Source organism: Crossiella sp. NPDC003009, assembly GCF_053591555.1.
Genome location: NZ_JBSFUA010000043.1, coordinates 60,362 through 78,057 on the forward strand (window position 1 = coordinate 60,362; position 17,696 = coordinate 78,057).

The 17,696-nt window shown below is 72.3% G+C and carries 13 protein-coding genes and 1 pseudogene; 9 read left to right on the forward strand and 5 right to left on the reverse strand.

Features of this window, described 5'->3' with window-relative positions:
• Position 1: 1 nt before the first annotated feature.
• Genes ACWDY5_RS32615 through ACWDY5_RS32635 form a run of 5 tightly spaced genes read left to right on the forward strand, consistent with a single transcriptional unit; the run spans position 2 to position 9,006 of the window.
• A complete protein-coding gene (locus ACWDY5_RS32615) occupies positions 2 to 2,638 on the forward strand; it encodes a DUF4132 domain-containing protein (RefSeq protein WP_449725983.1) in 2,637 nt (878 codons plus the stop codon).
• Positions 2,635 to 3,726 (forward strand): ATP-binding protein, encoded by a 1,092-nt coding sequence (locus ACWDY5_RS32620; RefSeq protein ID WP_449725984.1) that lies wholly within the window; start codon positions 2,635 to 2,637, stop codon positions 3,724 to 3,726. Before ACWDY5_RS32615 ends, ACWDY5_RS32620 begins: the two co-directional genes overlap by 4 nt.
• Positions 3,723 to 5,969: a DUF5682 family protein gene (locus tag ACWDY5_RS32625; protein WP_449725985.1), complete on the forward strand. Its 2,247-nt coding sequence runs from the start codon at positions 3,723 to 3,725 to the stop codon at positions 5,967 to 5,969. Before ACWDY5_RS32620 ends, ACWDY5_RS32625 begins: the two co-directional genes overlap by 4 nt.
• Entirely contained in the window at positions 5,966 to 7,087 is a 1,122-nt protein-coding gene (locus tag ACWDY5_RS32630) for a VWA domain-containing protein (protein WP_449725986.1), read from the forward strand. Before ACWDY5_RS32625 ends, ACWDY5_RS32630 begins: the two co-directional genes overlap by 4 nt.
• A complete protein-coding gene (locus tag ACWDY5_RS32635) occupies positions 7,087 to 9,006 on the forward strand; it encodes an SWIM zinc finger family protein (protein ID WP_449725987.1) in 1,920 nt (639 codons plus the stop codon). The genes ACWDY5_RS32630 and ACWDY5_RS32635 overlap by 1 nt, the downstream gene beginning before the upstream one ends.
• 355 nt (positions 9,007 to 9,361) lie before the next feature.
• On the opposite strand, the gene ACWDY5_RS32640 is transcribed toward ACWDY5_RS32635, so the two are convergent.
• Positions 9,362 to 9,757, reverse strand: a complete 396-nt coding sequence (locus tag ACWDY5_RS32640; protein ID WP_449725988.1) for a hypothetical protein — start codon at positions 9,755 to 9,757, stop codon at positions 9,362 to 9,364.
• A gap of 171 nt (positions 9,758 to 9,928) precedes the next feature.
• Here ACWDY5_RS32640 and ACWDY5_RS32645 point away from each other — a divergent pair, with 171 nt between their 5' ends.
• Entirely contained in the window at positions 9,929 to 10,573 is a 645-nt protein-coding gene (locus ACWDY5_RS32645; protein WP_449725989.1) for a class I SAM-dependent methyltransferase, read from the forward strand.
• Here the strand turns inward: ACWDY5_RS32645 and ACWDY5_RS32650 are convergent.
• The 4 genes from ACWDY5_RS32650 to ACWDY5_RS32665 are packed head-to-tail and all read right to left on the reverse strand — an operon-like array spanning position 10,570 to position 15,720.
• A complete protein-coding gene (locus ACWDY5_RS32650) occupies positions 10,570 to 12,801 on the reverse strand; it encodes a hypothetical protein (RefSeq protein WP_449725990.1) in 2,232 nt (743 codons plus the stop codon). The two genes, ACWDY5_RS32645 and ACWDY5_RS32650, sit on opposite strands and share 4 nt — an antisense overlap.
• Positions 12,798 to 14,369, reverse strand: a complete 1,572-nt coding sequence (locus ACWDY5_RS32655; RefSeq protein WP_449725991.1) for a hypothetical protein — start codon at positions 14,367 to 14,369, stop codon at positions 12,798 to 12,800. Before ACWDY5_RS32655 ends, ACWDY5_RS32650 begins: the two co-directional genes overlap by 4 nt.
• Positions 14,357 to 14,572, reverse strand: a complete 216-nt coding sequence (locus ACWDY5_RS32660) for a hypothetical protein (RefSeq protein WP_449725992.1) — start codon at positions 14,570 to 14,572, stop codon at positions 14,357 to 14,359. Before ACWDY5_RS32660 ends, ACWDY5_RS32655 begins: the two co-directional genes overlap by 13 nt.
• On the reverse strand, positions 14,572 to 15,720 hold the full coding sequence (locus ACWDY5_RS32665; protein ID WP_449725993.1) for a hypothetical protein: 1,149 nt from the start codon (positions 15,718 to 15,720) through the stop codon (positions 14,572 to 14,574). Before ACWDY5_RS32665 ends, ACWDY5_RS32660 begins: the two co-directional genes overlap by 1 nt.
• Positions 15,721 to 16,293: 573 nt before the next feature.
• Here ACWDY5_RS32665 and ACWDY5_RS32670 point away from each other — a divergent pair.
• The 3 genes and pseudogenes from ACWDY5_RS32670 to ACWDY5_RS32680 form a co-directional block, all read left to right on the forward strand.
• Entirely contained in the window at positions 16,294 to 16,572 is a 279-nt protein-coding gene (locus tag ACWDY5_RS32670; RefSeq protein ID WP_449725994.1) for a DUF6355 family natural product biosynthesis protein, read from the forward strand.
• A 92-nt stretch (positions 16,573 to 16,664) separates the two neighbouring features.
• Complete coding sequence (locus ACWDY5_RS32675) at positions 16,665 to 17,084, forward strand: hypothetical protein (protein ID WP_449725995.1); 420 nt, start codon at positions 16,665 to 16,667, stop codon at positions 17,082 to 17,084.
• Positions 17,085 to 17,260: 176 nt separating this feature from the next.
• Positions 17,261 to 17,696 (forward strand): annotated as a pseudogene (locus tag ACWDY5_RS32680) (AfsR/SARP family transcriptional regulator); the annotation flags it as partial.

The window sequence follows — 17,696 nt, forward strand, 5'->3', positions numbered from 1 at the left end:
CATGGGGGAGATCGTGGCGGACCGCGAGCAGGCATGGGCGCTTCCGGAAAGCTGGCGGGTGAACATGCACCCGAGGCGGGGGACCGGTCCAGCGCCCGTGGTGGCGGTGGACCCGGTGCGGGTCGCCTCCGCGCGCAAGCGGATCGAGGAGCTGGCCGGGGACCTCGCGGTGGTGCTGGCACCCGCCCGGTGCGAGCCGCGCCTGGCCGCGGCGGCCCAGGCGTACCTGCGCGGCGAACCGGATGCGCTGGGCGCGGCGGCGGTCGCGGAGATCGCCGCCTACCGCGGGGCCTCGTGGCGGGAAGCCGACGGCCTGGTCGCCTTCGCCGACCTGTGGGCGGAGCAGCACGGTGTGGCGTTCGCGGCCCGCGCGACCAGTGAGCTGACCGATCTCCAGTGCCGGACCACCTCCCTGGAGCCGGAAGGCTGCTCGCTGAAGGCCCGCGAGGGCGAGACCTTCGAGTGGAGCTGGGAGGGCCACGGGATCGCGATCCGGGTGCGCTCGCTGCTGGCCGCCGCGACCGAGTCCGAGTACCTGGCCGCGGTAGAGGCGCTGGCCGGGCTCCAGGGCAACGAGCGTCGACGGCTGTGCGCCGTCTACCTGGCCCCGACCCGCCGGGACTGGGTGGACCGGCTCTGCGCCGATCTGAGCGCCAGGGCGGAACTGGCCGCCGCCGAGCTGCTGCTCTGCGCGGTGGACTCCGTCGACCAGCTCCGCCTGCTCGCCGCACACGAGCACGTCCTGCCGAGGGGGCTGACCCAGTCGGACGTGCTGCGCACCGCGGTCGAGGCGGTGGGACCGCCGATCGCGCCGTTCCTCGGGCGCCTGCTCGACGGAGACCTGGACGCCTACCACCGCGAGTTCGTCCTCGGGGTGCTGGGCGTGCTGCCCACGGACGAGGCGGTCGAGGCGTTGCTGCCCAGGCTGGGGCAGAAGTTCGTCGGCGGCGCCCTGCTGGCGGTGATGGAGCGGTATCCGGTGCGCGCGCTGCGCGTGCTCACCAAGGCGGCGGCCGAGCGGCCGGGTCCCTCGCTGGTCGCGGTGCTGGCGCGGATGCAGGCACTGACCACACCCGGGCTGGCGGCGGAACTGCCCGCGGAGCTGCGGGCGGTGGTCGAGGAGGTCCAGCGCGGCCGGGTCGCCGACGCACCGGAGGCGGCACTGCCCCCGGAACTCGTCAGTCCACAGTGGACCAAATCGCCGAAGGTCGGCGACTGGGCGGATCCCGTTGTGCTGCCCCAGGTCCTGCTGCGCGACCGGCAGCACGCGCTGCCCGAAGCGGCGGCCCGGAACCTGATCTCGATGCTCGCGCTGAGCAGTCCCGACGCGGAGTACCCCGGACTCGACCCGGTCCGGCAGGCCTGCGATCCGGACTCCTTGGCCGAGTTCGCCTGGGCGCTGTTCCAGCGCTGGCGGATCGCGGACGCCCCGGTGCGCGACGGCTGGGCGCTGACCGCACTGGGCAGGCTCGGTGACGACGAGACGGTGCGCAGGCTGGCCCCGGTGGTCCGGGCCTGGCCGGGGGAGGGCGGGCACGCGCGCGCGGTGACCGGGCTGACCGTGCTGGCCATGATCGGCACCGATGTGGCGCTGGCGCACCTGCACTCGATCTCGCAGCGGGTGAAGTTCAAGGCCTTGCGCGAGCGGGCGGTGGAGAAGATCGCGGCGGTGGCCGAGGGCCTCGGGCTGAGCTCGGATGAGCTGGCCGACCGGCTGGTGCCCGACCTCGGCCTCGACCAGCACGGCACGCTGACCCTCGACTACGGGCCGCGCACGTTCACCGTGGGCTTCGACGAGCAGCTCAAACCGTTTGTGCTCGACGCCGACGGCAAGCCCCGCAAGGACCTGCCCAAGCCCGGCGCGCGTGACGACGCCGAGCTGGCACCGTTGGCGCACAAGCGGTTCGGCGCGTTGAAGAAGGACGTGCGCACCATCGCCGCGGACCAGATCGTGCGGCTGGAACGGGCGATGACCAGCCAGCGCCGTTGGCGCGCCGAGGAGTTCCACTCGTTGCTGGCCGGGCATCCGCTGCTCTGGCACCTGGTGCGGCGGCTGGTCTGGCTGGTGGAGCGGGACGGGCAGGTCCTCGGCACCTTCCGGCTGGCCGAGGACCGCACGCTGGCCGACGCCGCCGACGACCCGTTCACCCTGCCCGAGGGCGTCGAGGTCGGCATCGCGCACCCGCTGGCGATCCCCGGCCAGCTCGCGCAGTGGGCCGAGGTCTTCGCCGACTACGAGATCGTGCAGCCGTTCCCGCAGCTGGGCAGGCCGGTGCACACGCTGACCGAGCAGGAGCGCGGCGGCGATGTGCTCGCCCGGTTCCACGGCGTGGTCGCGTCGGTGGGCAAGGTGCTCGGACTCCAGCGCCGGGGCTGGGTCAGGGCGGCCGCGCAGGACAACGGCTGGGAGCCGTGGATCTCCCGCCCGGTGCCCGGCGGGGCCGTGGTGATGAACCTGGACCCCGGCATCACGGTCGGGATGATCGACATGGACCCGGAGCACCGGATCGAGACCGTGTGGCTCGGCGACGAACCCGACTGGAGCTACCCCAAGGGCAAGAGCGCGCGGACCTTCGCCGAGCTGGACCCGGTGACCGCCTCCGAGCTGCTGGCCGAACTGACCGAGCTCACCACGTGACCGAACCCGCTGTGCAGCGCCCGCCGGCCGAGGCCCGCTACGCCGAGGAGCTGGCCCGGCTGCGCGCGGTCGACCAGGCTCCCCGGCCGCCGGGCTGGGCGCTGAGCCTATCGGCCGCCCGCGCGTTCATCCTCGGCGATGAGCGCGCAGGCATCAGCCGCAAGTTCGTCGGCGACCCCTCGCTGATCGACCGGGCGCTGGTCGTGCTGGCCACCAGCCGAGGCCTGATGCTGGTTGGCGAGCCCGGCACGGCCAAGTCGCTGCTCTCGGAGCTGATCGCGGCCGCGGTCAGCGGGGTGTCCACGCTGACCATCCAGGGCGGCGCCGCCACCACCGAGGACCAGATCAAGTACTCCTGGAACTACGCCCTGCTGGTCGCCGAGGGGCCCTCGACCCGGTCCCTGGTGCCCGCGCCGCTGTTGCGCGGCATGGCCGAGGGCAAGGTGGTGCGGTTCGAGGAGATCACCCGCTGCCCGCTGGAAGTGCAGGACTCGCTGCTGTCCCCGCTGTCGGAACGGGTGCTCTCGGTGCCCGAGCTCAGCGGACCGGAGTCGATGGTCTTCGCCAGGGACGGGTTCAACGTGATCGCCACCGCCAACACCCGCGACCGCGGGGTGAACGAGATGAGCGCGGCACTCAAACGCCGGTTCAACTTCGAGACCGTGTTCCCGATCGCGGACCTGGGCACCGAGCTCGAACTGGTGGCGACCGAGGCCCAGTCCCTGCTGCGCCGGTCAGGGGTGAGCGCGCCGCCCCGGCGGGAGGTGCTGGAGGTGCTGGTGACCGCCTTCCGCGAACTGCGGGCCGGGCGCACCGGGGAAGGGCGTCCGGTGGACCGGCCCGCCGCGGTGATGAGCACGGCGGAGGCGGTGTCGGTGGCGCACGCGGTCGGCCTGCGCGGCTGGTACCTGCGCGGCGAGGCCGGGGCCGCGGCCGATGTGGTGGCCTGCCTGGCGGGCACCGCGGCCAAGGACAACGCCGATGACCTGGCCCGGCTGCGGCACTACCTCGACCAGCAGGCCCAGCGCGGCGGGCAGTGGCGGGAGCTGCACCAGGCCCGGCACCTGCTGCCGGGCACGCCGCCGTGACCGCGACCTTCCTCGGGGTCCGCCACCACAGCCCGGCCTGTGCCCGGCTGGTCGCCGCGACCATCGCGGAGCTGCGCCCGGCGCACGTGCTCGTTGAGGGACCGGCCGACATCAACGGCAGGCTGGACGAGCTGCTGCTCGGCCACAAGCTGCCGGTGGCGATCTTCAGCCACTACCGCGACGGCACCAGGTCGCAGGTGTGCTGGACCCCGTTGTGCGACTACTCGCCGGAGTGGGTCGCGCTCACCCAGGGCCGGGCGCACGGGGCCGAGGTCCGGTTCATCGACCTGCCCGCCTGGCACCCGGCCTTCGCCGGCACGCGCAACCGGTACGCCGACGCCGAGCGCGGGCACGAGGGGGCGGTCGAGCGGCTGTGCCGGGACTTCGCGGTGGACAACATCGACACCCTCTGGGACCACCTGGTCGAGATCGCACCCGCCGACGAACTCGCCGAGCGGCTGACCACCTACTTCGACCTGGTCCGCGGCGAGGCTGCCGCGGAGGCCGGGGACGCGGCGCGGGAACGGCACATGGCGGACTGGGTCCGGGCCGCGGTGGCGGACGCGGACGGTCGCCCGGTGCTGGTGGTGACCGGCGGCTTCCACACCCCCGCGGTGCGTGCGCTCGCCGAGCAGGGGAGCACCTCGGGCTGGCCGGAGGTGCCGGGGCCGCCGGCGGGCGCGGCAGGGGAGAGCTACCTGGTCCCGTTCTCCTTCCGCCGCTTGGACTCCTTCGCCGGATACCAGTCCGGCATGCCCTCGCCCGGGTACTACCAGCGGCTGTGGGAGCACGGCCCGGAGCGAGCGGCCACCGGGCTGGTCGAGTCGGTGGTGGCGCGGCTGCGCGGGCGGGGACAGCCGGTGTCCACCGCGGACCTGATCGCGGCCAAGGCGCTGGCCGACGGCCTGGCGCTGCTCCGGGGGCACCCGCACCCGGCGCGTGCCGATGTGCTCGACGGCCTGGTCAGCGCGCTGGTCTCGGACGACCTGGACCAGCCGCTGCCGTGGACCACTCGCGGCACCCTGCCCGCGGGCACGCATCCGGTGGTGGTGGAGATGGTGGCCGCGCTGTGCGGCGACCGGGTCGGCAGGCTGCACCCGGACACGCCCGCGCCGCCGCTGGTGCCGGAGGTGCTCGCCGAACTGGACCGGCTCGGCCTCGACCGCGTGGGCCGGGTCGTACTGGATCTTGCTGATGACCAGGGGCTGGTCCGCAGCCGGGTGCTGCACCGCCTGCGAGTGCTGGAGATTCCCGGCTACAAAAGGGAATCCGGGCCGGCCACCGGGCTGGATCCGGTGTCGGTCGAGCACTGGATCCTCTCTGGTGGCGAGCTGCTGCACTCGGCGCTGATCGAGGCGGGCGCGCACGGGGCCACCCTCGCCGAGGCCGCGGCCAGTGCGCTGGCCGAGCGGGTGGCCGAGGCCGGCGGCGATGCGGTCGCGCTCGCGGGAGTGCTCTTCGACGCGGTGCTGTGCGGGATCACCGAACTGTCCGAGCAGGTGCTGCTGGCGCTCTCCGCAGGGATCGCCCAGGCCCGGGAGCTGGCCCCGCTGGGCACGGTGCTGGCCACCGCGCTGAGCCTGTGGCGGCACGACCGGCTGCTGGGCGCGGCCGGGGCTCCGCTGCTCGGCTTGGTGGTCACCGAGGCGTTCGCCAGGGTGCTGTGGCTGGCCGAGCGGGAACGCGGGGCCGCGGCCGAGCTGACCCGGCTGGCCGCGCTCGCGGCGGTCCGGGACGCGGTGTGGCACGCCGCCGAGCTGGGCGCGGACCGGGCGGAGGCGGTCGCGGTGGCCGTCCGGCTCGCCGCTGATCCGGCCGCGCCAGCGGACTTGCGTGGTGCGGCCTGTGGGCTGGGCTGGGCGCTGGGCGCGGGGGTGGCGCCCGAGCGGGCCGTGCTGGGCCTGGCCAGGCCCGCCACCCTGGGCGACTGGCTCACCGGTCTGTTCGCGCTGGCGAGAGAGGAGGTGCTGGCGCACGAACCCGTTGCCCTGCTTGACGTCCTGGACGAGCTGGTGGGCGGCATGCCGGAGGGGGAGTTCCCGGTGGCGCTGCCCGCGCTGCGCCAGGCGTTCGCCTTCTTCCCGCCCGCCGAACGCGAGACCATCGCGCGCCGCCTGGCCGAACGCCGCCGCACCGCCCCGGCGCTCCCGGCCGACCAACCGGACCTGACCGCGGCGGCGGCCCTGGAGGCCAAGGTGACCCGGCTGCTCGCCCAGGCCGGGCTGATCGAGGAGACCGGATGACCGAGCCGGACCCGGCGCTCGCGCGCTGGCGGCTGATCCTGGGCGCACCGGCGGACGGCTGCGCGGGCCTGTCAGCTGAGGACGCCCGGCGCGATGCCGCGCTGGAATGGCTCTACGGCCGCGATCCGGACCTGGCCCGCCGAGGTGTGCGCGCGGACCGGCGCGGTGGCAGCGGGCCGTCGGTTCTGTCCACAGTGGACTGGTTGGACGAGGTGCACCGCCTGTTCCCCAAGGAGACCGTGGAACGGCTCGAGCGGGACGCGGTGGAACGGTACGAGATCCTCGACCTGGTGACCGATCCCGTTGTGCTGCAACGGATCGAGCCCAATCCGACGCTGCTGCGCGCGGTGCTGCGGACCAAGCACCTGATGAACCCCGAGGTGCTGGCCGCCGCGTGGCGCATCGTGGCGGCGGTGGTGCGCGAGCTGATGCGGCGACTGTCCACTCAGCTCCGCGCCGCGGTCACCGGGAGCAGGGCGCTGCGGCCGCGCAGGCGGGCACTGGCCCGCGACTTCGACTTCCGCGGCACGATCAGGGCCAACCTCGCGCACTACCAGCCGGAACAGCGACGGCTGCTGATCGAGCACCCGCGCTTCCACTCCCGCACCCGGCGGCACACCGAGCGGTGGCAGCTGGTGCTGGTGGTGGACCAGTCCGGTTCCATGGTCGGCTCGGTCATCCACGCCGCGGTCACCGCCGCCTGCCTGTGGGGCCTGCCCGGCCTGCGCACCCACCTGGTGGCCTTCGACACCGAGGTCGTCGACCTCACCGCGGACGTGACCGATCCGGTGGAGCTGCTGCTCAAGGTCCAGCTCGGCGGTGGCACCGACATCGGCAGGGCGGTGGCCTACGCGGGCAGCCTCATCGACAACCCCCGGCGCGCGATCATCGCGGTGATCAGCGACTTCTTCGAGGGCGGCGCGGCGAACCACCTGGTGCGGCAGGTCCAGCAGCTGGTTCAGCAGGGCACGCACGTGCTCGGGCTGGCCGCGCTCGACGAGGAGGCCGAACCCGCCTACGACCGCGCCATGGCACAGCGGCTGGCCGACGTCGGCGCGCACGTCGGCGCGATGACCCCCGGTGAGCTGGCCGCCTTCGTCGCCGAACGGCTCCGCTGATGCGCGCCGACCTGCTCGGCCTGACCCCTGATGCACTGGCCGCGGTGGCCAACCGGGGACTGGTCAAACGCGCGGCCAAGGAACTGGACACCGGCCCGCCACCGGAGGTCACCGCTGACGAAGCCGGCGCGGTCACCGTCCGGTTCGCCGACGGCACGGTGACCGGACTGCCTGCCGGCGTGGACCTGACCGCCGCCTCCTGCACGTGCGCGGCCTCCGGCGTCTGCCGCCACCGGATCGGCCTGGTGCTGGCCTACCAGCGTGAGTTCGGCGCGGCGACGCCACCGCCCTGGAGCCCTGGCACGTTCACCGATGATCAGCTGGCCGCCCAGCTCGGTGCCAGGGCGATCACCGCTGCCCGGCGGGCGCACCAGCGCGGCTACACCGTGCGGCTGCGGCGGGGGACCTCGGCCGATCCGGTGGCGCGCGCCGACCTCCCCACTGGCACGGTGGCCTTCCTGGCACCCGGCGACCTCGGCTACGCCCGCGCCGACGGGGCCGCCGGGGACGAGCAAGTGGTCCTGGCCGTGTGGGCCTTCCGCGAGGCCGAACAGCGTGCTCTGACCGGTGCCGAGGTCCGGTTCGAGGCGGGCGGCCCCGGCGAACCGGCGGCCACCACATCCGGTGTGGCGGGCGCGGTCGCGCTGACCGAGCAGCTGGTGCTCGACGGCGTGCGGCACACCAGCCCGGCGTTCACCGCGGCGTTGCGCCGCACCGCGGACGAGCTCGGCGCGGCCGGTCTGCACTGGCCGGCGGCCGCGATGGCGGACCTGGTCGAGCAGCTCGACGCCTACGCCACCCGCGGCGCGGGCTACCAGGCGACCCGGCTGGCCGAACTGGTCACCGAGATCCACGTCCGGCACCGGGCCACCGGTCCGCGGGCCGCGGTGCTGGGCAGTGAGCAGGCCGCCGGCACGCCGCTGCGCCGGGTCCGGCTGACCAGCCTCGGCTGCCGGATCCGCAGCACACCAACGGCACCGGTGGCCGAGGTGTTCCTGGCCGAGCCGGGCAGCGGCACCGTGTTGGTCGCCCGCCAGTCCTGGCCCACCGGACCGGAGCCGATCACCGGCGCGGAGCTGGCGGGACGCAGGTTCGCCGGTAGCACGCTCGGTGCCTTGGCCACTGCCAACGTGGTCTCCGAATCGGCGGCCAGGGACGCGCGCGGGCTGGTCCGCTTCGGCGCACACCGGGCCAGGACCACGGTCTCCCCGCTGGGCAACGCCTGGGCTAGCCTGCCGGCCCCGGTGCTGGTGGCTGACCTCGGCGCGCTCGGCACCGAGTTGGGCGAGCTGCCGCCCAGGCTGGTCCGGCCCAGGTTCGAGGCCGAGCACATGCGGGTGGTGCCGATCGCCGGCGTGTCCGCGCTGAGCTACCACCCCGGCGACCAGCGCCTGGACGCGGTCATCACCGACCCCGGCGGCGCGACCGCGACCATCGCCCGCACCCACCACCCGCTCTGCCCCGCCGCCCTGGACTGCCTGGCCGAAGCGCTCAGTGGCGCGCACGGCCGCCCCCGGTTCGTCAGCGGCACGGTGCGCCGCCACCGCGGCGGCCTGGTGCTCGACCCGCTCGCGGTGCTGACCGACCACGGGATCTTCGTCCCCGACCTCGCCACCGGCCCGGGGCCCGCCATCCCCACCGTCACCCCCGGGCAGCCCCCCGACCAGCTCGGCCTCGCCCTGAGCGCCGCCACCGAGGTCACCGCCCAAGCCATCCACCACGGCCTGCGCGACCCGGCCCCGGCCACGCACACCGCCCTCGCCGCCGCGGTGACCGCCCTGTCCGGAGCCGGGCTGCACACCGCCGCCGCGGACCTGTCCGCCTTCGGAGCGGCCCTGCGCGGCGAGGACCGGCGACTGGCAGTGGACACCTGGGTGCGCGCCCAGTTCCGCCTGCTCACCACCGCGGAGTTCCGCTGACCCGGCTACCGTTGACCGTGCCGGTCGGCTCGAACATCAGGATCGACGCGCCCTCAGCCGAGACCGGCCGGGGCTCGACCCCACCCCGCTGACCGTGGCCGACCTGGCCGCGCGGGCGGCGGTGAGCTGCGGCTGGATTGGGTGGCCGAAACCAGCGGGCTGGGCACCGCCTCGAACCTGCGGGTCCAGCTGCGCCGGTTGTCGCGGCAGTGGCCGTGTCCCGTTGTGAGCGTGTCGCGTTGCGACCAGCCAGTGAAGCCCATCGGAGCCGTGTGCGTCCACGTTAGACGATCAGACTTGCGGTCGGTGGATGGGTGATGTCGTGTCGCGGTACTCCTTTGGAACAGATCTTCGTTCAGCTGCATGGTCCGGTGATCCTCGACTTCCTGGTGGTGGGGAGGGTGCGGACGTTGTTCGGCGAGTCGCGTTGTCGAAGCCGGAGGATCTCTTCGTGCTGCGCGGCGAGTTGTGACAACGCGCGCTCCTTGAACTCGGTGAGCTCGGTGATCCGTGCATCGCGTTCCTGGACGCGTTCACGGAGCTTGGCGTTCTCGTCTTTCAGCCGGGTGATCTGGAGTTCGCGCGGGTCTGAGACGGTGCCCGCCTCGCGGAGATCGGCCAGCCGACGCTGAAACTCCTCGGCCAGGTGCTGATAGGGCCCTGGCGACGCCGGCTTCTCGTGCGAGAGTCTTGAGGTCGCAACCGCCGCGGGGTGGAAGCTGCCCCAGCAGTAGGCGGTCCATCGCAGCACGGATGCTGGCCTCGTTGCGGCGGCGCTGTTCGGTGGTCAGCGGCATGATGTGCTCTCCTGCATTGCGGTCTGCGGGTACGTGGCGGAGTTCTCAGCCAGTTGGCGGGCCGATGATCGGTCTCTCTGCGTCGGCCGTCGACGAGGTCGTGATCATGGAATATCGTGCCGGTCATGACCACGGATGACTGGTTGGCCGACACCCGCACCTCTTATGACACGGTCGCGGTCAGCTATGCCGACCAAGTGCGCGGCGCCCTCGCCGGACACCAGTACCTTCGCGCGGCTCTGGCGTTGCTCGCCGACAGCGTGCGGGTCGCTGGCGGCGGGCCGGTCGCGGACGTCGGCTGCGGCCCCGGTGAAGTCACCGCCCACCTGCATGAACTCGGTGTCGACGCCTTCGGTGTCGACCTCTCCCCGGCGATGATCGACGTGGCCCGGCGCGACCACCCCGGCCTGCGGTTTGAGGTGGGCTCGATGACGGAACTGGACCTCCCCGTCGCTTCGGTGGCCGGCCTGCTCGCCTGGCAGTCGTTGATCCACATCCCCGACGACGAGGTACCGATAGTCTTCGCGCACTTTCGCCGAGTATTGCGTCCTGGCGGACCGCTGCAGCTCCTGTTTCACGTCGGCGACGAGTCGCGGTTGATGAAGGAGGGCTATGGTGGTCACCCGATGAAGGTCCATGTCCACCGCCGTCAGCCGGACAAGGTGGCATCCTGGCTGCGCGATGCCGGATTCGTGGTCGAGGCCCAGATGCTGCTCGACCCGGATGCGAAAGCTCAGCAAGCGATTCTTTTCGCACGCAGTAAGTCCTAACTTCTGCATATGTCGGGCTCGCCACTCGGATCCGGAGGACATGCGGGTGTGCTCCCAGCGGTGCTGGTGGCCTCGTCGATGCTGTCGAGCACTCGTTGGACACGGTCGTGCTCGCGCCGGAGCCGGGTCTTCTCCCCCGTGGGGACTCTGGGGTTGCCGAGGAACACTTGGAAGGTGGCCGCCTGCTCGGCCCAGATCGGCCGGTGGCAGGCGTGGTGGGTGGCCTGCGGGCAGCGGGCGGAGTCGCAGAGCCCGATCAGCGGCCGTGTCGCCTGTGTGGTTCCGGCCAGTCGCAGGCAGAGCGCTCGGGTCGGGTCGCGGAACCAGCAGTAGTTGGCCGGGCCGACGTGCAGGCTCGCGGCCTGCGCGCGCAGCAGGTTCTCGATGCGGCGGTCGGTGTCCAGCACCGACGGCTCGGCTGGTGTGCTGTCCCGCAGCGCGTCGTCGACGTGGGTGAACGTCGCGATGAGGTCGCGAGCCCCCGGTCCGCCAGGAAGCCGCCCGGCTTGGAACTGGCGGAAAGCGTCGATGGTCAGGCGGAGGTGGTGTTCTCCTTCCAGTTCCTGGACTTCGGCGTGGAAGAGGGCTTGTGATCCGCCGGGGCGGTTGGCGTAGCCCTCGGTGGTGGCGGTCGACACGTGCTTGAGGTGGATCTTCGCCGCGAGCAGTCCGCCGGGGCGTTGCGCGAGCTCTTGCGCCAGCGTGCGGCGCAGCATCCGCAGGTTGAGCGGGCCGGCGGGGATCGGCGTCAGGCCGAGTCGCTGCCCGGCCGGGCCGTTGATCCAGTTCCGCAGCCGCGGGTAGCTGGTGTGGAAGACCATCGCGCCGAACACGGGCTCGCCGATGTCGCCGCCGTGGAGACGTTCGGCGAGCGCGATCGCTTGGTCGACCTCGGCGACGACAACCCATTCGTCATCCTCGCCGCCGAACTGGCGGCCCTTGATGACCTTGCTGGCCAGGCGGAAGCGCTGGCCGCCGCCGGTGACCGTGCAAGGTGGTCGGCGGCAGCCGACCCGCAGTTCCAGCAGTTCGCTGGTCCGCATGCCGCTGGCCGCCGCAGTGAGGATCAGGCAGGCGGTGCGGACCGCAGTGACCAGACCGCGGATCTCGTGGTAGGACACCGGCAGCGTCCAGGCGCGGGGCTGCCCGCCGTCCGCGCCGGCCACTGGCGCCGCGTTGCGGCCCCAGGCATGCTCGACCCCCAGCACCCGGACGGCGTGTTCGAGGTGGGGCCGGATCTGCTCGACGTGGCGCAGCAGCAGCTTGCCGTAGCCGAGCTGCCGGCCCAGCGGGCTGAGGTTGACCGGCAGCACCGGGTCGGCCGGGCTCCAGCCGTCGGCCAGGCGCCGGTCGATCGCGGCCTGCGGCAGCCGCTGCAAGGCGTGGCCCGCCTCGATCTGACCGGTGAGGAAGTCGGTGAGCCGGGCGATGCCGGTGTCGGTGAGCAGTCCCGGTGGCGCGCTGCCCCATTCGGGGGCCCGGCGGAACTCCTCGCGCAGCGCAACGAGGTGCGGCCCGATGGTGTCGACCAGGTAGAGGCAGGCCGCCAGCAGCGGTTGCAGGACGGGCAGCGGGACCGGCGGGGTCCTGTTCTCCCCAGCGCGCTGGTGCCCGGCGACGGTGTTGGCCGGCGTGCCGTTCCAGGGGGTGAATCTGGGCTGGTAGCGGTCGGTGCTGAACAGTTCGCCGTAGATCGCGACCAGCTGGAGCACCCAGACGCGGGCGGCGACGCTGCCCGGCGTGTTCGCGGTCTCGGTCGGGTTGCCGTTCGGGTCGTGCTTGACGAACGCGTGTTGCAGGAACTCCTCGCAGTGCAGCTGGGTGACCTCGGCCAGGCTGCGGACGCCGTGCTTGTCCAGCCAGGACAGCCACTTGATCAGGCTGTTGAGGTGTTTGCGGCAGGTGCGAGGGCTCAGGCGTTCGCGGTGCGCGTGCGGGAGCCGGGCGACCGCCTCGTGGGTCGGGGCGAGCAGGGCGAGCATGAGTTCTTTGGCCATCCGCCGCCATGCCGGGTTCGTGATGGCGGTGAAGTCCCACCGCTTCTCGACCGCGCCCATCATCCGGTGCGCGTCGGCCAACCCGTCCAGCACCCAGACGTCCTGGTCGAACACGGGACGAACGGATCCGGGCAGCAGGGTGAGCCCAGCCAACTCGCACACGTCGGCGCCAGTGAACACCGAGACCGACAGCGAGTCGTCGAGACCGGGAACCAAGTGCTGGTCGGTCACGCCAACTCCTCGGGACGCAGCGGCAGCAACTCGCCGACGCCGACCTCGCCGCCGATCGTGCCGCCGGTTGTGGTGTCGGCCTCGGTGTCGAGGGTCTGGGCGGCGGCGGTGACCGCCTGCTGGTCGAAGCGGGGCAAGATCTCGGTCTCCAGTCGTTGGGCGTAGGGGCCGAACACGGCCAGGAACGCGGTCGTGGGCTGTTGGCGGAACTGGCGGGAGAAGAACCCCTTGAGCCGCAACAGGTTCGGCAGGTGGCGGGGCAGGAACACCGCCAACGGACACAACAGACAGACCCACGGCCGCGCGGGGCAGGGCTTGCCCGCCGGACCGAACGGGCTGGCCAGCTGGTCGGCACAGGCGGCGACGAACACATCCCGCTGCCCGCCAAGCAGCTCGGTGATCGCGGCATCATCCAGGCCGTGCTCGGCGGCCAACTGCGGCAACCCCGACGCCGCATCCACGGCCTGTTCGTCGGTCAACACGCGCGGTGGCTGGGCTTTGCGCAGCAGGTCCGCCTGCCCGTCCTCGATGATGGCCTCGACCGCGTCCTGCTGGGACGGTGTGGTGACGCTCAAGTAGTGATCGCCCTCGACCGCGGCGCTGTGGTTCGGGTCGATGGTGGTGCGGCCGGTCCAGCCGCGACGGGACAACAGGTTCTGGTAGGTGGTGCGGATGCGGCTGCGGTGCAACGAAATCGGGACACCGTCGACGGTCAGATCGTGCGTGGCGGCCCAGCGCCGGCTCAACCCATTGCGGAACACCAGACGCGACGCCGGAGTCCCGGCCTCGCTGGTGGGGGTCGGCCCCAGCCCTTGATTGAGCCGGATCCACAACGCCGACCGCAGCTGCTCGCCGACGACGCGGCGCAGTGGAGCAGAGTGCTCCAGCCACTGCTCCAGCAGGCGCACCGCCTGCCGCGGGAGGGTCAGGCTCTGCGGACCCGAGCGGCCCTTGACGTAGTCGAGCAGGATCGTGGCCTCACCAGCCCAGTCGATGTCGGGTATCCCGAGGTCGGCGATGCCGTCGGGAACGATGCCGGTGTGGGCGCCGAACAACAGCACGTAGGCGAACGTGACGTCGGTGGTCGGGAACAGCGTCCGGGTCACCCGACCGAGGTTCGTTTGGGCCACCGCGTAGCTCGTCACCCCGGCCCACCGGCTGACCTGCGCGCGACCGAGCGGGCCCTGCCGCACCAGCAACCAAGCCAGGTTCCCATCGCTCAACCCACCCAAGCGCGGGTCCGTGCCATCCTCGGAAGCGCGCAGCAGGGCCCGCTGCGCGGAGTGCGCGTCAGCGATGATGCTCTGGCAGCGCTCGACCAGGGTGGCCCATTCCCGCTCGGTGTAGGGAGCGAGCGGCTTGTAGGGCGGCTTCGTCTTCAACGCCCGACCGTTCAGGTGCGCCCGAACCTGCGCGTCGAGGCGCCCGGTCGCGCTGTCGTAGCCGGTGAGCAGAAGCCGGGTGTCGGCCTCCCGAAACGCGGTCACCGACATCCAGTAGCGGATGAGGATGGAGCGGGTCAGGTCGGCGGCGCTCCCGGTGAACCCGGCTGCGGTCAGTTCGCGCACATGCAGCGCAGCGCACCGATGTAGTTCCCCGCCGTCGCGCGGGCTGCGATCCCGCCCAGCGGGTGGGTCAACATCGGCAACCCCTGGGCGAGGTCCTCCGCCAGCCGCGGGTTGGGCAGCCCGTCCAAGCGGGCGGTCCAGGTAGTGCCGTCCGGGAACTCGAACCGCACCGACAACGGCGTGGTGGTCACGATGGCCGGCATCAGACCTCCGCCTCCCCCGCGAACTCGGCCTCGACCTCAGCCGCGATCCCGGCTGTGATCTCGGCGGGGACGAGTCCGGCCTGATGTCCGGCGTGCTCGTAGGCCGCGCGATAGACGCGGGTGACATCCAGGCGGCGCAGATACAGCTCGGTCGTGGTCACGCTGCTGTGCCCGAGCAGGTCACGCAGCACCATCAACGGGTCAGCCTTGGTCAGGTAAAGCGCCAGCCCGGCGTCCGCGCCTGCGTCGGCGACCAGCGCCGCGGCCTGCCGGTAATAGCCGCTGACCAGCTTCTCCAGCGTATGGATCGCGAACGTGTGCCGCAGCCGGTGCGGGTGCACCAGCGGAAACCGCGGCTCGAAACGCTCCCGGACCCGCCGCGACGTCCGCCGGAACACCGTCGGCCAGTCCACGAACGGCGAACCATCCGCCTGCACCGCCAGCAAGCAGGACCCGCCCTCCGGCGCCACCAACCGCAGCCGCTCGGCCGCAGTCAGCGTCCGCCAACTCCGGCGGACACCGTTGATCCGCCCGCCCTCCCAGTCCGGCTCAGTCACCACCAGCGGCTCACCCGCGCACGGTCGCCACCCAGAACCGTGTGCCGCAGCCGCGCGTTCCAGGTTGATGTAGTCGTGCACCCGCGCCAGCACGTCGTAGTCGACCCAGGACGTGCGCTGCTTCGACCCCTTCGCCACCCCGTGCCCGACCGGGAACAGCACCGGAACATCACTGCGCCGCGCAGGAAGCGCTGGCACCTCATAGACCAACAAGTGCGTGAACTCGCGGCGACGCAGCCCGCTGGCGGCCACCAGCTCGCCCATCGCGGCATTGCGCCCCAGATACCGGCCCCGGAACGACTCATCAGCAGCGCCGTCCGGGCGGAGCCCGCCCAGCGCGCGGACGAACAGCGTGACGAACTCGGCTTCCAGGTACTTGATCGTGGTGTGCGGCTTCGGCGCTCGCACCTTCGCGAGATTGCGGCGGTATTCCCGCACCACACCCTCGGCAATCCGACGGCCGGTGGCGTAGGTGAACGGTTCCGCCGCGGCATGGCCCTCCGCGTGCGCCCACCGGTAGAACCCGCCCAGTACGTTCGTGTGCAGGTTCCAAGTAGACGGTTCCCAGCATGCCGCGAGGGTCCTGAACACAACCGGTGCCCGGCGTACGCGCTCAGCGCTGACCGCAGCTCCTGTCGCCGTCCGAACACACTGACCCCGGCCTCGTCGAGGAACTCCATCCACGAGCGCAGCACATCCGCGTACACCCGCCAGGTGCGCTCGGCCGGGGCGCCGCTGATCGGCAGCTCCTGCAACCACCGGTTCACCGCCACCGCGGGACGCTGTGTGCCGTCGTCGTCTTCGAATCGCAGATCGTCGTCGATCAGTACCGGCATGCGTTCCCGGATCAGCGGCTTGCGGCTGACGTGCCACGACTGCCAGCCACTGGCTGAGAAGGTCGTCAAGATCATGGCTCCCGTACCTATGTCAAGGACAAGGCACGGCGCTGACGGACACTCCCAGCAGCCCGACACACCATCCAAACGGGACACCGGAACAAAGCCGCGACTACGGCGGCATACCGGGCTGACGCCGACCGCGTACCGGCGGTGGTTTGCCTCCTGATCGTTTGTCAACGGGTTCACGCACCGCTGAAACCGTTGTCCCACAGCGGTTCGGCCTGGCTATGTTCGGTGTGATTCCGCTGTCTTCCGGGAGGACTCCATGCGTTCCTTCAAGCTCTTCGCCGGCGCTTCGGTGCTCGCGCTCTCCGCTGCCGGGCTGTTCGCGGCTCCGGCGAGCGCGGCCCCGTGCGGCTACTCCGAGAGCGGCAACGACGGCCTGTACAACCACTGCCCCTACGACCGGGACATGATCGAGGTCTACATCGACTACCACAACGGCTCGAAGGGCCAGACCTGCGTGCGCACCGGCACGACCCGGATCGGCGACGCCGACAAGATCTACTTCGCCTGGTCGAACCGGACCATCTGCCGCGTCTGACACCTGCGGGGGAGCCGGTTCCCGCTGTGGTGGGAACCGGCTCTCGCCGCGTCCGGACACCCTGGTGGTGACCAACACCGAGGGGAGTCAGGATGATCGGCGCGATGGTGGTGGCGGCGCTGGTGGCGCTGCCGGGAGTGCCCGCGGACACGGCGACGGTGACCGGGACGGCCAGGATCCGGATGTCGGACCCGGTCAGCGAGTTCGAGCTCGAAGTGCGGGCCACGACGTTCCGGCTGGCGCACCACTACCAAGGGACCAGCGGCTGGCTGACCGCGACCGTGGACTGCGTGCGGGTTGGCGGGCCGGTGGGCGTGGTGACCGGGGTGGTGGACCGGGTGCACGGCATCGGGCACATCGCACCGGGGGACCGGTTCAGCCTCAGCGTGCTCGACCGCGGCCGCCGCGACCTGGTGGGCATGGCCTGGCAGGCGGAGGCGGCGCGCTGCCTCGGCCCAGCGCCGGGCACCGCGATCACCGGTGGCGACCTGCGGGTGCGCGGCGCGGGCTAGTGTCCTGAGTCGGAAGTTCGCCAGCGGTCTCGACGGCCCAGCTTCCCGCTGGGCGCACCGAGTGAAAGCCCACGTACAACCCGGTACGAGGGCTTCCCCTCGGTGCGCCCAGCGGAAACCTGGCTCCGCCGATACCGCCACCGAACTTCCGACTCAGGACACTAGACTCCGGTGGCATGGGGGCGGAGCTGGTGCTGCTGTCGCGGATCTCCTTCCGCGGCAACGTGATCACCGGCCCTCGCCTGCACGCGCTGCTGGCCCTGCTGGCCGAGGACCTGCGTGCCGGATGCGGCACCGGGCGGCTGGTCGAGGGACTGTGGCCGCAGGCGCGGCCCGAGCACCCGGTGAAAGCGGTGCAGATCCTCATCTCCCGCGCGCGGGCCCAACTGGGCGCGGAGGTCATCGCCAGCACCCCGACCGGTTACCGGCTCACGCTGACCGAACAGCAGGTGGACGCGACCGCGCTGGCGGCTGCCGCGGCCGAGGCCGAGCGGTCGGCGCGCGCGGGGGAGCACCTGGCCGCGCTGGCCGCGGCGGAGGCCGGAATCGCGCTGTGCCACGGCAGCGACCCCCCCCCCGGGGACAACCCCTGGCCACAGCTGCGCGCGCGAC

Excerpts from the sequence above, each read along its gene's own strand:
- ACWDY5_RS32615 (WP_449725983.1), top strand. The coding sequence starts at position 2 with ATGGGGGAGATCGTGGCGGACCGCGAGCAGGCATGGGCGCTTCCGGAA.
- ACWDY5_RS32630 (WP_449725986.1), top strand. The coding sequence starts at position 5,966 with ATGACCGAGCCGGACCCGGCGCTCGCGCGCTGGCGGCTGATCCTGGGC.
- ACWDY5_RS32635 (WP_449725987.1), top strand. The coding sequence starts at position 7,087 with ATGCGCGCCGACCTGCTCGGCCTGACCCCTGATGCACTGGCCGCGGTG.
- ACWDY5_RS32645 (WP_449725989.1), top strand. The coding sequence starts at position 9,929 with ATGACCACGGATGACTGGTTGGCCGACACCCGCACCTCTTATGACACG.
- ACWDY5_RS32660 (WP_449725992.1), bottom strand. The coding sequence starts at position 14,572 with ATGCCGGCCATCGTGACCACCACGCCGTTGTCGGTGCGGTTCGAGTTC.
- ACWDY5_RS32670 (WP_449725994.1), top strand. The coding sequence starts at position 16,294 with ATGCGTTCCTTCAAGCTCTTCGCCGGCGCTTCGGTGCTCGCGCTCTCC.
- ACWDY5_RS32675 (WP_449725995.1), top strand. The coding sequence starts at position 16,665 with ATGATCGGCGCGATGGTGGTGGCGGCGCTGGTGGCGCTGCCGGGAGTG.